1 protein-coding gene is annotated in these 281 nt (G+C 60.5%); it reads left to right on the forward strand.

The window, feature by feature from the left end:
* Window positions 1–190 precede the first annotated feature (190 nt).
* Window positions 191–281 (forward strand): transposase (locus EU805_RS17550; protein WP_165351907.1); only part of this gene is annotated, 91 nt, incomplete at its 3' end.

The following is a 281-nucleotide window of genomic DNA, read 5'->3' on the forward strand; positions in this document are numbered from 1 at the left end:
GCCGCTCGGCTGGATGCGTAGACACCGGCACATCGCCCGGACGGAAAATTGCCCGCGATGCTCGGCCACGAACGCGTATCTCACTTTGCATCCCTGGCGAAATACGCGTCGTCATTGTCGCTCGGACTGACCTGCCACGGGATTTTTCCTCCATCGTCGATTAGAGTCCGGCCCAACCTGAGGACGGACAATGAAGCGAACGAGATTCACGGACGATCAGATCATCGGCATCCTGGCCGAGCATGAGGCCGGCGCGAAGTGCGCCGATCTATGCCGCAAGC

The organism is Salipiger sp. IMCC34102 (assembly GCF_004145405.1).
GTDB lineage: Bacteria > Pseudomonadota > Alphaproteobacteria > Rhodobacterales > Rhodobacteraceae > Loktanella.